Annotated in this window: 12 protein-coding genes; 7 read left to right on the top strand and 5 right to left on the bottom strand. The window is 47.0% G+C overall.

Annotated features, from left to right (window positions below; translation table 11 throughout):
• The first annotated feature begins 237 nt into the window (after positions 1-237).
• Positions 238-1,101 carry an aldo/keto reductase gene (locus tag ACKPBX_RS07630; RefSeq protein ID WP_319996418.1) on the top strand — a complete coding sequence of 288 codons (864 nt, stop codon included), beginning with the start codon at positions 238-240 and terminating at the stop codon, positions 1,099-1,101.
• 67 nt (positions 1,102-1,168) lie between these two features.
• Here the strand turns inward: ACKPBX_RS07630 and ACKPBX_RS07625 are convergent, their stop codons facing one another.
• The 5 genes from ACKPBX_RS07625 to ACKPBX_RS07605 form a co-directional block, all read right to left on the bottom strand.
• On the bottom strand, positions 1,169-2,341 hold the full coding sequence (locus tag ACKPBX_RS07625; RefSeq protein WP_319995043.1) for a hypothetical protein: 1,173 nt from the start codon (positions 2,339-2,341) through the stop codon (positions 1,169-1,171).
• 12 nt (positions 2,342-2,353) lie between these two features.
• Positions 2,354-3,181: a hypothetical protein gene (locus ACKPBX_RS07620; protein ID WP_086628767.1), complete on the bottom strand. Its 828-nt coding sequence runs from the start codon at positions 3,179-3,181 to the stop codon at positions 2,354-2,356.
• Positions 3,178-3,867, bottom strand: a complete 690-nt coding sequence (locus ACKPBX_RS07615) for an ABC transporter ATP-binding protein (RefSeq protein ID WP_086628768.1) — start codon at positions 3,865-3,867, stop codon at positions 3,178-3,180. The genes ACKPBX_RS07620 and ACKPBX_RS07615 overlap by 4 nt, the downstream gene beginning before the upstream one ends.
• Positions 3,860-4,231: a GntR family transcriptional regulator gene (locus tag ACKPBX_RS07610; RefSeq protein ID WP_233436728.1), complete on the bottom strand. Its 372-nt coding sequence runs from the start codon at positions 4,229-4,231 to the stop codon at positions 3,860-3,862. Before ACKPBX_RS07610 ends, ACKPBX_RS07615 begins: the two co-directional genes overlap by 8 nt.
• A gap of 154 nt (positions 4,232-4,385) precedes the next feature.
• Positions 4,386-5,150 (bottom strand): DUF6612 family protein, encoded by a 765-nt coding sequence (locus ACKPBX_RS07605; protein WP_086628769.1) that lies wholly within the window; start codon positions 5,148-5,150, stop codon positions 4,386-4,388.
• Between the two features lie 486 nt (positions 5,151-5,636).
• On the opposite strand from ACKPBX_RS07605, the gene ACKPBX_RS07600 reads away from it, so the two are divergent.
• From ACKPBX_RS07600 to gtfA, 6 genes are all read left to right on the top strand, one after another.
• Positions 5,637-7,037 carry an ISLre2 family transposase gene (locus tag ACKPBX_RS07600; protein WP_319995042.1) on the top strand — a complete coding sequence of 467 codons (1,401 nt, stop codon included), beginning with the start codon at positions 5,637-5,639 and terminating at the stop codon, positions 7,035-7,037.
• A gap of 265 nt (positions 7,038-7,302) precedes the next feature.
• Positions 7,303-8,139 (top strand): AraC family transcriptional regulator, encoded by an 837-nt coding sequence (locus ACKPBX_RS07595; RefSeq protein ID WP_160116930.1) that lies wholly within the window; start codon positions 7,303-7,305, stop codon positions 8,137-8,139.
• A 457-nt stretch (positions 8,140-8,596) separates the two neighbouring features.
• Complete coding sequence (locus ACKPBX_RS07590; RefSeq protein WP_319995041.1) at positions 8,597-9,871, top strand: ABC transporter substrate-binding protein; 1,275 nt, start codon at positions 8,597-8,599, stop codon at positions 9,869-9,871.
• A 139-nt stretch (positions 9,872-10,010) separates the two neighbouring features.
• Positions 10,011-10,877: a carbohydrate ABC transporter permease gene (locus tag ACKPBX_RS07585; protein WP_319996417.1), complete on the top strand. Its 867-nt coding sequence runs from the start codon at positions 10,011-10,013 to the stop codon at positions 10,875-10,877.
• A gap of 12 nt (positions 10,878-10,889) precedes the next feature.
• The gene (locus ACKPBX_RS07580) at positions 10,890-11,714 is read left to right on the top strand and encodes a carbohydrate ABC transporter permease (RefSeq protein ID WP_319995040.1); all 825 of its coding nucleotides are present in this window, start codon (positions 10,890-10,892) and stop codon (positions 11,712-11,714) included.
• A gap of 50 nt (positions 11,715-11,764) precedes the next feature.
• Entirely contained in the window at positions 11,765-13,204 is a 1,440-nt protein-coding gene (gtfA, locus tag ACKPBX_RS07575) for a sucrose phosphorylase (protein ID WP_319995039.1), read from the top strand.
• Positions 13,205-13,219: the final 15 nt, after the last annotated feature.

The raw sequence follows: 13,219 nt of genomic DNA, 5'->3' as shown, positions 1-13,219 counted from the left end.
AGCAGGTCGGAAACCCGGTGAGGCAGCTCTCGCCGGGAAATTAAGCTCACTGGGGTTATCCGGGATATCCGGTAGCCTTTTTTGGTGCGCTTCATTTCACGAATGGCCAGCAAAAATGCTATACTGTTTTTATTGAAACGTTTTCAAAAAAATCCGAAATGAAAGCTGGTATGACCATTGAAAAAAATAAACATTGGTAATTCAGGACTTTTTGCATCAGAAATCTCGCTTGGCATCATGCGCATGAACGCTTTGACGCATGAAGAAGCGACTGCGGTCATCCGCACGGCAGTGGACAACGGCATCGATTACTTCGATCATGCGGATATTTACGGCAGAGGGACTTCGGAGGAAATCTTCGGAAAAGCCTTCAAGGAACTTGGCATCGCGAGGGACAGCGTGATGCTACAGACGAAATGCGGCATCGTACCGGGTGTCATGTTCGATTTCTCGAAAGAACACATCATCGCATCGGTGGAAGGCAGCCTGAAACGTCTGCAGACCGATTACGTGGATGCCTTGTTGTTGCACCGGCCGGATACATTGATGGAGCCTGAGGAAGTTGCGGAAGCTTTTGAAGAACTGCAAAAATCAGGGAAAGTGCGCCATTTCGGCGTCAGCAACCAAAATCCGATGCAGGTCGAATTACTGAAGAAAGTCGTCACACAACCATTATTGATCAATCAATTGCAACTCAGCCTGACGCATGCGCCGATGATCGATGCAGGCTTCAACGTGAATATGATGAACAATCCATCGCTCGTGCATGATGGTTCCGTCCTGGAGTACAGCCGCATCACGGATATGACGATCCAACCATGGTCGCCATTCCAAGCCGGAAACGGAAAAAAAGGGCTGTTCTTCGATCATCCCGATTATGTGGAGCTGAATGAAAAAATCGAAGCGATTGCGGAAGACAAGGGCGTATCCCGTGAAGCAATCGCAATCGCTTGGTTGCTGCGTCATCCGGCCAAAATGCAGCCGATCGTCGGCAGCATGAATCCTGAGCGCATCGCGGCCATCTGCAAAGCTTCCGATGTGGCGCTGAGCCGCACCGAGTGGTATGACCTCTACAAAGCCGCAGGCAAAAAATTGCCTTAAACAAAGCCAATCTCTGTTAAAGCGAAAAAAGAACAAGACTCCAATTGGAATCTTGTTCTTTTTTTGTTTAGGGCTCGTAGACAATCCTTTCAAAGTAGAGGCTGTCTGTTTCCTTGTCGGTTCCGAACGTGCTTGCTATTTCTCCGCTGTAAAGCATTTCACCGGTCGCGATATCGAATGCGGCCAACTGCGCATTCCGGTCAGGCTCCAGATAAGTCTGTGTCAGTATCGCTTGGTTATCAGCAACAAGAATCTGCAAATCGGAATCGGGACTGCGTTCCCATTCAGAGGTGCCCTGAAGCGGGATGCTGTCCAACACTTCATCCTTCATAAGATCAAGGGATTGGAGCGTCCAATCGCCGTCCGCTTGATGCAGCTGATAGAAGATGCCATCCTCGATCGCATACGGCAGGGCATCATTGGAGAAATCAGCGACGTTGCGAAGGTCCGTCCATTGCTTCGTATCCCAGTCGTAGCGCTTGAACGCTGTTGAGAAAACCGGCGGCGCATATTCGGTCGCTTCCAAATCGGTTTCTTCGGTCCGGATCATCACGAAGATGCCTTCTTTATCGTCCTGCGTCAAAGTAGCCGTCGAAATGCTCTGGTAGCCGGAGATACCTTCAGGCATTTCGAAGACAAAGTGCTCTTCCAATGAGCCGCTAGTCGGGTCATAGATCACGATATCGCTGCCGAGATAATCAGAATAGTTCCCATATCGACTGTATTCGATGATTACTTTGCCGTCCAAAAAATAAGTACGGCTCACGGAATAATAAGTCTTTTGCGTTTTTTCCGGATAGTTAAGCAGCATTTCCGAAACGCTTCCGCTCGCTTTATCCAATATCTCCAACGAAAACCCGTCATTTTCTTCCACTGCATAATACAAATGGTCTTCCGTCTCTGCATAATTTCCTGAGAAGGAACTTTTGCCGCGCATAAAGGAACGGTAGTCGGCACGCCATGCCAGTACGGCGCTGTCTGCATTATCCTGGAAGAACACATCATTCCGCTTTGTTTCGGAATGACGTAAGCCTGAACGATCCAAACTGAATGTCGTCGACTCCCACTGATTGCTGATTGTTCCATAGTAGGTCAAGCCTTCCAATGCTGCTTCATCACCGGAAGTTGTCTCGAACACGACGCGTAATGGCTCTTCTTTTGCCAATAGCGGCTGGGTGTAAAACCCTCCGAGAACGATAAGCAGGAGGAGACTCAGCAATAAAATCGTTTGTTTTCTCATTTTGTCCTCCTTCTATACGCTGATGCGTTTTTCAAGCAACCGATAATTGGCCCATGTCCCGGACAGGAAAAGTATAAGGCTCCCGGAAATCGTCATCCAATACTTCTCTTCCGCATACAAGCGTGTCGTGATGCCGGTACGCAGGAAGAGAAGCATAGCGGCAATAAGGCCGATCGCGAGAGCAGTTGCCAAGAATACCCCTTTCCAACGTCCACTCAAGTGCATCAGAATGAACGTGTACGCCAAAGTGAGCGCTGTATAGCCGATAGTGTAAAAAAGCAGATAATTGGAAAAGAGACTTGGTAAAGCCAAGGCTAATGGAGAAGAGCTGGTTGATGCCATCTGCAAAGGAATGTCCCGATAGATGTCCGTAGGAATGAGTCCGGAAAAGACCAACTCTTCAAGATACAAAAGCCCGATCTGCCAAACTTGCAGTCCCGTGATCAGTAGCCAAATGGTCCCGAATTTCGATGCATACACGGCAAAGCGGCTGCCGGGCAGGCTGAGTAAGCGAAAAGAGAAGCGATTTTTTCCAGTCCAATCCTGATACCAGATGAAGACGGCATAGAAGAGCAGACCGAAGACGGCCGTCATGACCGAAAAGACAAAGAATGAATTGCTTGTAACAGCTGCGACCGTGAGGTTCCCATATTCCTGCAGATATTGTTCGGGCATTGCAGCGTAGCCCTGTTGCCGATAATTTTCATATCCATCTTTCCAGAAATTGTATTCGTGGAAGACTGCATAAGCCTGTAAAGCCGTCACAAAAGCCAACAGGAAGCCGTAGAACCGTTTTGCGCGATTCCATTCAAATGTCCATAGTTCCATAAATTTTTTCATGGTTGATACACCTCCCGCATCACGTCAATGATTGCCTTGCCTTCGTTTTGGCGGATGTCTTCTGCATAAAAATCTTTGACGACGCGGCCGCTGCGCAGCATAACGATCCGGTCCAACAACATTTCTACTTCATCCATATGATGAGTGGCGATGAGGACGCCCTTGTCCGTCACGAATTTGCTAGTGAAGACCTCCAGAATATCCTCCCGGGCAAAGACATCGATGCCGGAAAAAGGTTCATCCATCAAATAGTAATCCGCGTCCAGGGAAAGCCCCAGCAAGAAATTCACCTTTGCGCTGTTCCCTTTGGATAGATTTTTCAGCTGCAGATCCGATTCCAGACGGAAAAATGAAAGTAATTCATCCGCTTTGGCGGCATTCCAATTCGGGTAGTAGGTACTCATAAACTTCATCGACTCCGCAATCGTCATCCATCGGGGCATCGTCAGTGAGTCAGGGATATATGAGACTTTTTCGTATAGCTGTTTATGAATGTCTTGCCCGTCGATCGTAATCGAGCCGTTGTTGCGTGGAACTAAGCCCATAATGCAGTTCATGAGGGTCGTTTTGCCTGTACCGTTCATTCCGGTCAGACAAGTCACTTCATTTTTTTTGATGGTAAAGCTGACATCTTCCAAAATGGTTCGTTTGCCGTATTTTTTTTCCAGATTCCTGATTTCAATCATTCACATGCACCTCCTTCAAGCGCTTTTTGATCAAGTTCAGGACCGCCTCATCTTCCAGCCCGATTGACCGAACCGTTTCGATGAACGCTTGCAGGGCATCTTCCAGTGTCTCTTGCCTTAATGTCTGGATCTTCGATTGACTGTCCGTTATTTTGCTGAGAGAATTTCCATCTGTATAAATCAAACCAAGCCCCTCCATTTCCTTATAGGCACGTTGTACGGTATTCGGATTCACTTTTAATTGTGTAGCCAATTCCCGGCGCGACGGTATTTCTTGTCCGGGTTGGAAATCGCCGCTGACGATTTTCTGCTTGTGCATTTCGATGATCTGTTCATAGACCGGACTTCTTTTGTCAAAAATCACTTTTCCCACCTGCCTTTCCCGATCGAGTGTATTAAATGGTTAATACACAGGGGGTAAAAAATATATGTATAGGTGTATTATATGGATAATACACTAGTAAGTCAACCAACACCCTGAAGACAGGGTGTTGGTTGACTTACTGAGGTAATGGTCATCAAAAAGAAGAATCCGCCGTTTCAGCAGTCGTATCTGCGGCATCAAAATCAGGCACAGTCTTCAACTTTTGGGCTTTATCGTACAGGTCGAACTCGCCTGTCAATTCCGTCGTGACGGTTGTCTTCTGATCCGGATGAATGGCTGTGGAACGGTAATGGAACTCGGTCAGATAGAAGCTTTCGGCATCCAAATGGATAGCGATCTCGTAGTTTGTTTGTTCCGTTGGCAGGGTTTGGAACAGGTAGTTGAGCTCTTTGTTCAGAGCATCATCGCTGCCGGAAAAGCTCAGCAAATACTCGTCCCCTTTGAGTTCAAGGGTGCCGTATTCTTCGATGATTTGGCTCAGTTCGATAAACGTCTCCAGCGGGTAGACTTGCAGACTTGCAAGCGGGACATCGGGGGTGGCATAAGCGGTCCAGTCGGTATCATCGGTCCGGATATAACCCACTTCCGGGGTCACATAGAACTCGGATTTTGTTGCGGGATAGTCGCTGCTTTTGTCAATCCGCTTTCCGTAACCGGTCTTCTCTTCCGGGAACAGCGTCGCGTCGGCGGTTGTGTACTGCTCGTTTACAGTTGTTACGCCATTCAGATCCTCTTTGGTGGTAGTTGTCGTAAATGAAACGAACTGGTGGTAGCTTTCAAGGCCGGCGGACCGGTTGATCAGGTTCTGTATGACTTCTTCCCCCGGTAGTGCGGTTCCGCAGGCGGAAAGCAGAAAGAGCGGAAGGAGCAGCAGCGCAGAGAATATTGTTTTTTTCAAGGGTGGTGCCTCCAAATCTATAGCAAAGGTATGGGATATTATCTAGGTTGTTAGGAATCTGCCTGGTACGGGCAATCTTTTCTCATATTAATGCAAATTATAAAATAGTTTGAATTCAAAAGTGCATCACCGTTGGTGTTTCAAAGTTTTTGTAAAGTGTTCCCTGCATCCAATAATGATGGCTAGCAGTCCAAGCCTGCCTCTCGGAAATTAGATAAATCTGACCCATTGCGCTCTGCGATGCTCATTCAGGGCCAGATTTCCTAAATTTCTTTCGAGGCAGAGCGGGCTTGGACTGCTTTTCTCATTGTACAAGAGAATGTGTGATTGCGAAAGGGTTGAATTTAATGCAGGGAGGGAGTTACAGCTAAAAGCTAAGTGTATAATTTTTCTATGCAAAACTATTCTTTTGTTGAAATAGTCAAAAAGAAGACCTTACAATACAACTAAAGGTTGGTAGCCAATTTAGTGTAGAGGAAGGTCTTCATGGAAAAAATTATAGCAGAAATTCACCACATAATAAAGGATTCAAATCATGTGCTTGATGCAGAAACTACGCTTCAGGCTTATTTCTCAGATCTTGTAAGTCAACTCATGAAGGAGGCCTTAGAGGCCTTGGATAGCGAGTTGTACGTTCCGTTTAAAGCGGAAGGATGGCGTATCGCCAACAGGGATTCACGCACGATTACTTTCACATTCGGTACAGTCGAGTTTATGCGTAGACGTTTAAAGAAGAAAGGTGAAAAGAGCTTTTTCCCACTGGATAACATCTGTGGCTTCAATAAAAGCGAGCGCTACTCTACCCTTTTACAAAAGCAAGTGGCCGAACTTGTGACTGGCAGCGTCTACCGCGGTGTGGCCGAAGCCGTCACTAAACTGACTTCGTTCAGCATGAGCCATGGAACAGTGGGCAATATTGTGAAATCGGTAGGAGAAAAGCAAGCGCAGTGGGAGAAACAAAACTTAGAAGAATACGAAGTGGCCTTACCCGAAGAACAGAAAGAAGTACCTTTTCTCTTGGTAGAAGGCGATGGGATCGTCATTAAAGGCAAGGGGAAAAGAAAAGAAGAGATCCACCGAGTCCAAATAGCAGAAGGCGTCACAACAAGCGGGAAAAGAAAGAAACTGAAAAATCCGATATTTGTGTCATCGTTGAAATCAGCGAAAGATGCATGGGAGAAAGCAGCGATTTATTTAGGGAGTCATTACGATCTCAAAAATACGGTAGTCATTTCGAACACCGATGGTGGCTCAGGTTATCGGGCAGAGGACTGTGCCATGGCAATTGGTGTGTGTAAGGAACATATCCATCAGGTGGATCGCTATCACGTTCACAAAAAGATTAAGAGCCGTCTTTCTTGGTGTCCAGAGATGGAACTGCCGCTGAAAAAGGCCCTATGGTCCTATGATTGGGATTCGATTGCGATTGTGTTGGATACGATTGAAAGTAAAATCTCGCTAGAACAGGAGAAAGATCAAAAAGAGGAGTTACGACTTTTGGCAGCCTACCTAGAAAGAAACTGGGCGTATCTTCGTCCGTTAAGAGAAATCGAATCCTGCAAAGGAATCCGGGGAATTGGAAGCTGTGAAAGTAATCATCGACCTTACAGCTACCGAATGAAAGGTAATGGGAAATACTGGAGCCATGATGGCGCTCGGGCGATGGTCTCCATCATTGAAGGTAAGAAGATGGGAACCCTAGAAAAAGCGTTAACGGAGCCAGTACGTACCGTTCCGGAAAGTTTAGCGGTAAAACTGAAATTCGCAGTCAGAAATGCGTTAAAGAAACATTCTGGCAGAGAGAGGACACCCGCTAGACAGGCTGGTATACCAGCGATGAACGCGACCTGCAGCATGGGAATGATGAAGAAAATATTTGCGAGTTAATCAGAATTTTCTTCAAATCCTCCGGGAATACAGTGAATTACGCTTTTTGATTCACTGTATTCCCGGAGGGAAGGGCAAGCGACGCGCGCCAAAGCTTCAGGGACAATATTAAAACAATTTCAAATTGGCACTACAAGTAAGGTTTCTGAACTTTGCATAGAAAAGATTGACACATACGCTAAAAGAGCGGGTTTGCTATAGCAGGGAGACCATTCTATAATGGGAACAGTAGATACAAAAGGAAACAAGGACCGAGGTGATGAAAATGGATGAGGATTTTTTCAAGGAAGAAATCTATTATAAGGACCTTTATTACACAACCAAAGGAAAAGAGGAGTGCGCTCCCAACCACAGTTTCGGGCCGACCGTCCGGGAATATTTTTTGATCCATATCATTATGAAGGGAAAGGGCTACTTCGAGATCGGCAACAGCCGGTTCAATCTGAAGGAAGGCCAATTCTTCATCATCTATCCGAACGTAATGACCTATTATCAAGCGGATGAAGAGAATCCTTGGGAATATTACTGGATCGGCATGAAGGGCGAGCATCTGGAAGCATTACTGACGGCCATCGGTTTCCAGGTTTCGCATCCGGTAGGGAACGTGAAGAACTTCGGGCAAGTGAAGGCAATGCTGCAGGAAATCATGGCGGCTAATCCGTTCGATACGTTGTCCCGGCTGCGTCTGCAAGGGCAGCTGTACCTCTTTTTGAGCATGCTGGCACATGACCTGGATGGCACTGAAATCAAACAAATCGAGAAAATCAATAAAGGTGTCGAATACACGAAAAGGGCCATCGAAATCATCAAAGACAGGTATCAGGACAGCGAATTTCGGATCGGCGACATCAGCCAGGAATTGTCTCTGAATGACTCTTATTTGACCGCCGTTTTCCATAAAACGACAAACCGGACACCGCATGAGTATCTGATTGATTTCCGCATCCAGAAAAGCCGGGAGTACCTGGAAACGACGGACCTCAGCATCGCTGAAATCGCCGAAAAGGTCGGCTATCAGAATCCTTTGAGTTTCACGCGCATCTTCAAAAGCAAGATGCAACTGTCACCAAGGGCTTACGTCAAAAAAGTCAAAACCAAATAAGGCAATCAGGCAAGTAGGATAAAAAAAGTCCGGGCCGCTTGGAACGATGTTGCGTCGATTCCGGCAGGTCCGGTCTTATTTGTGCGTTCGGCATCCAACATTTTGACTGATATGTAAAACATTGCACTATATGGTATACGCTTTCAAGTGCCTATAATTTAAAACAAGTCAGCTACCAGAAACGAAAGGAGTGGGAAAGCCGGGAAGGATTGCTGTATAGCTCGGTGCCTGTATAGTATTTATCGATAGTTTTTAGTAATCAACAAAAATGTATGTTTTTGTACGGCTGAATATCTATCAGCCCTCTCCTGTATTTGGTATTATTATGACATCAAAACAAGTAAACGTTTGCAAAACGATTGATTTTGAATGGTTCAGGTGCAATTTCTCTATGGCTCAATAGTTTCTTGGTTTTCGAGTATACAATTTTATAGATAAAAGAAAAGGTGGAGAAGAGATGTTAAAGAATTGGAAGAAAGTATCATTGGCTACAGTATTGTTATCAGGACTTGTTTTAGGTGCATGCGGAAACGGTTCCGATGGAGAAGCCGGTTCCGGTGATGTGACCATCACTTACAGCATCTGGGACAAAATCCAACAACCGGGAATGGAAGCGATCGCAGAAGCATTCGAAGCGGATAACCCAGGCATAGACGTAAAGGTTGAAGTGACACCTTGGGATCAATACTGGACCAAATTGGAAGCGGGCGCAAAAGGAGACAGCATGCCGGATGTATTCTGGATGCATTCCAACGAAATCGCGAAATATGCTACAGGCGGCGTCCTGATGGATTTGTCGGAAACCTACGCAAACAGCGAAGTGACTTCATTAGATCATTTCCCGGAAGAATTGGTCGAATTGTATTCTGCTGACGAGGCAGTCTACGGCATCCCGAAAGATTACGATACGATTGGGTTATGGTACAACAAAACGTTGTTTGATGCGGCAGGCGTTGCCTATCCGGATGAAACCTGGACTTGGGACACAATGCTGGAAGCCGCTCAGAAGCTGAACGATCCTGACAACGGCGTATACGGTATCCTGGCTCCTTTGAACAGACAAGAAGGCTACCACAACTTCATCTTCCAAAATGGTGGCTACGTATTGTCCGATGACAAGACTGAATCCGGCTTCCGCTTGGATGAAACGATCGAAGCCGTGCAATGGTATGCGGATCTGAGCGTAAAACATGGCGTTTCGCCGACACAAAGCCAATTTGCTGAAAACACAAACTTATCCTTCTTCCAATCAGGACGCGGTGCAATGGGCTTCTTCGGCTCTTGGATGACAGGAGAGATGGCCAACAATGACTATACGGCTGCCAATGCCGATGTAGCGCCATTACCGCAAGGCAAACAAGCAGCAACAATATTCAATGGCTTGGCGAACTCCGTTGCAGCTTCAACTGAAAATGAAGAAGCAGCCCTGAAATTCGTTGAATTCCTGGGAACAGAAGAAGCGATGCGTCTGCAAGGCGAGAACGGCGCAGCTATCCCGGCTTATGAAGGAACTGAAGAGACATTCCTAAAAGCATACAGCCAATTCAATATGCAAGTCTATGTGGACCAAATGGAAAATGCTTACATCAAGCCTTACTCAGCAGAAACAGCTCGTTGGGAAGATGTCGAAAACAATGCTTTGATGCCGGTATTTGACGGTAAAGCTACTGTTAAAGAAGTCGCTGCAGACATCGTCACAGGTGTTGAAGAAGTCTTGGCGAACGAAAAATAACAAAAATAGAAGGCCGCTTACGGGAATGCTCCCATAAGTGGCTTTCAATATATAGAGGTGAACTATGATGAAATCGGATGTAGCAATCCCTAAAGAAAAAACGGTAGGTACGGTGACACCTGCGCAACGTAAAAGAAAAATGGCGTTATGGGGCTGGTTTTTCATCGCTCCGACCTTGATCGGGCTTTTGATCCTGAATGTCATCCCGTTGTTCCAATCGCTGTACATGAGTTTCCAGAGCGTGAGCACGTTCGGCACGTCGACCTTCGTCGGGCTGGACAATTATCTGAAAATGCTGCAAGATCCTGAATTTTGGCAATCGTTGAAGAATACTTTTTTCTACGCCGGGATCCAAGTACCTATCACCATCATCCTGTCGCTGTTCTTTGCGGTATTGATGAATACAAAGATAAAAGCGGTCGGATTGTACCGGACGATCTTCTTCTTGCCGATGATTGCAGCTCCTGCTGCCGTAGCCATGGTTTGGCGCTGGCTGTTCAACTCGGAATACGGCTTGCTGAATGCAGTGCTTGATAAACTCGGTTATTCCGGAAATATCTTATGGATCACCGATCCGGAAGTGGCGATCTGGTCGATCATCATCGTCGGCATCTGGACGAATGTCGGCTACAACATAATCTTGTTGTTGGCAGGGCTGAAGGAAATACCTAAAGAATATTATGAGGCGGCTGTCGTTGACGGTGCCGGACCGTTGAAACAATTTTTCTCGATCACGCTGCCATTGCTGTCGCCGCAACTGTTTTTCGTTTCGGTGACGAGTGTCATCGGTGCGCTGCAGGTGTTCGATATCATCTTCATGATGTTCGACCGCACGAACTTGGCGCTGAAGAGCACGCAATCATTAGTATACATGTTCTTCAATGAATCGTTCGTGCTCAACGATAAAGGTTACGGTTCGGCTATCGCCATCTCGTTGGTGCTGATCATCATGGCGATCACCGGCATCCAGCTGCTGGCACAGAAAAAATGGGTCACCTACGACTAGGAGTGAATAAACATGCAGACAAAAATGAATAAAACGACAGCACTGATCCACATCGTGCTGATCATCGGATCTTTGCTGATGGTCGTGCCGTTCTTATGGATGGTCTTGACCTCAGGTAAAACAATCAGCGAATCTACGCAGATACCACCGCAAATTTTCCCGGAAGTATTCCAGATCGAGAACTACAAAGCGGTATGGAATTCCTTGCCGTTCGTCAGTTTTTACATCAACACCGGTTTGATGATTGTCTTCAGGGTGTTGACTTCGACGCTCTTCAGCGCCATGGCGGCCTTTGCGGTTGCGAAACTGGATTTTCCCGGAAAAAATCTGTTTTTCGGTATCGTCCTGACACAGATGATGATCCCTGCGCAGATCTATCTGACGCCGCAATATTTATTGGTCCAGAATCTGGGTCTTTTGAACTCAATCCCAGCTTTGGTCATCCCAGGCATCGTCTCCGCTTTCGGAACGTTCCTGCTGCGTCAGTTCTTCATAAAATTACCTGATGAACTGATGGAAGCCGCCACGATCGATGGCGCGACTACTTGGCAAGTGTTCTACCGTATCTATATGCCATTGGCCCGTTCCGGATTGATTGCTCTGGGCATCTTCACATCGCTGTTCGCTTTCAAGGATCTGATGTGGCCTTTGGTCGTCAACATGTCTCAGGATAAAATGACGCTATCAGCCGGGTTGGCCAGCCTGCAAGGGCAATTCTCGACTAATTATCCGCAATTGATGGCCGGATCAGTCATCGCGATCATTCCGATGGTCATCCTGTACATCATATTCCAAAAACAATTCATCGAAGGCATCGCCACAACCGGCGGGAAGTAAACAGAAAAGCGGAACGCAATTTAACGATATTTGAGAATGAGGTAACTGTAATGAAGATAAAAAACGAAGCAATGCTGATCACCTATCCGGACAGTCTGGGAAATAACCTGAAGGACCTGGAACATGTACTGGATACCCATCTGAAAGGGGTCGTCGGCGGCGTGCATATCCTGCCGTTCTTCCCATCATCGGGAGACCGCGGCTTTTCGCCGATGGACTACACCAAAGTCGACGAACGGTTCGGCGGCTGGGGGGACATCAAGCGCATCAGCGAAAAATACTACATGATGTATGAATTCATGCTGAACCATATTTCCGCGCAATCGCCTTATTATTTGGATTTCCTTGAGAAAAAGGACGCGTCCCCTTACAAGGACTACTTTATCCGCTACAACGACTATTGGCCGGAGAACCGACCGACTGAAGCGGACATCGATCTGATCTACAAACGTAAACCCAAAGCGCCTTTCGTGGATGCTCACTTCAAAGACGGCACATCGGAAAAAGTCTGGTGCACGTTCTCGGAAGAGCAGATCGATCTGAACGTGAAGACCGAAGCGACGCGCCAGTTCATCAAGGATACGCTTAGTTTCTTGGCGGATAAAGGAGCTTCGATCATCCGCCTGGATGCATTCGCCTATGCCATCAAGGAATTGGATACGAACTGCTTCTTCGTAGAACCCGAAATTTGGGAGATGCTGGAATACGCAGTGGAAATCTTGAAGCCCTATGGTGTGACGGTCCTTCCCGAAATCCATGAGCATTATACGATCCAACAAAAAATTGCAGAAAAAGGCTACCCGGTCTATGATTTCGCTTTGCCGATGCTGGTGCTGCATGCCCTTTACAGCGGAAAAGCAGAGAAGCTGTTGCACTGGCTGGAGATCTGCCCGCGCAACCAGTTCACGACCTTGGATACGCATGACGGCATCGGTGTCGTCGACGTGAAGGATCTGCTTACCCAGGAAGAAGTGGATTTCGCTGTTGAAGCCCTTTATGAAAAGGGCGCCAACCTGAAGCGGATCTACAGCTCGGAAGCCTACAACAACCTGGACATCTATCAGATCAACTGCACCTACTATTCGGCTTTGGGCAACAATGATGCCGCCTATCTGTTGGCGCGGGCGATCCAGTGCTTCACGCCGGGCATTCCGCAGATCTATTACGTGGGCTTGCTGGCCGGCGAAAACGATCTGGAACTGCTGGAGAACAGCAAAGAAGGCCGCAACATCAACCGTCACTACTATAGCCTGGATGAAATCAATCAAGAAATCGAGCGTCCGGTCGTAAAAGATCTGTTCCGCTTGCTGGCTTTCCGCAACACGGCCAAAGCGTTCGATGGCGACTTGGAGATAACGATGCTCGACGAAGGTGCCTTCACTTTGACGTGGGTCACTGCCGAAGAATCGGCCAGTCTGACGGTCGACCTGCCTACGAACAAATTCTCGATCCTACACCGCACTGCGGCAGGAGATGAACAAATATTTTAGAAAAATGAAGAGAGC

Origin of the sequence: Trichococcus shcherbakoviae (assembly GCF_963666195.1) — a bacterium.
Classification (GTDB): Bacteria; Bacillota; Bacilli; order Lactobacillales; family Aerococcaceae; genus Trichococcus; species Trichococcus shcherbakoviae.
This window is presented reverse-complemented; position numbering and strand designations above follow the sequence as displayed.

Excerpts from the sequence above, each read along its gene's own strand:
- ACKPBX_RS07630 (WP_319996418.1), top strand. The coding sequence starts at position 238 with ATGCGCATGAACGCTTTGACGCATGAAGAAGCGACTGCGGTCATCCGC.
- ACKPBX_RS07625 (WP_319995043.1), bottom strand. The coding sequence starts at position 2,341 with ATGAGAAAACAAACGATTTTATTGCTGAGTCTCCTCCTGCTTATCGTT.
- ACKPBX_RS07620 (WP_086628767.1), bottom strand. The coding sequence starts at position 3,181 with ATGAAAAAATTTATGGAACTATGGACATTTGAATGGAATCGCGCAAAA.
- ACKPBX_RS07615 (WP_086628768.1), bottom strand. The coding sequence starts at position 3,867 with ATGATTGAAATCAGGAATCTGGAAAAAAAATACGGCAAACGAACCATT.
- ACKPBX_RS07600 (WP_319995042.1), top strand. The coding sequence starts at position 5,637 with ATGGAAAAAATTATAGCAGAAATTCACCACATAATAAAGGATTCAAAT.
- ACKPBX_RS07595 (WP_160116930.1), top strand. The coding sequence starts at position 7,303 with ATGGATGAGGATTTTTTCAAGGAAGAAATCTATTATAAGGACCTTTAT.
- ACKPBX_RS07590 (WP_319995041.1), top strand. The coding sequence starts at position 8,597 with ATGTTAAAGAATTGGAAGAAAGTATCATTGGCTACAGTATTGTTATCA.
- ACKPBX_RS07585 (WP_319996417.1), top strand. The coding sequence starts at position 10,011 with ATGGCGTTATGGGGCTGGTTTTTCATCGCTCCGACCTTGATCGGGCTT.
- ACKPBX_RS07580 (WP_319995040.1), top strand. The coding sequence starts at position 10,890 with ATGCAGACAAAAATGAATAAAACGACAGCACTGATCCACATCGTGCTG.
- gtfA (WP_319995039.1), top strand. The coding sequence starts at position 11,765 with ATGAAGATAAAAAACGAAGCAATGCTGATCACCTATCCGGACAGTCTG.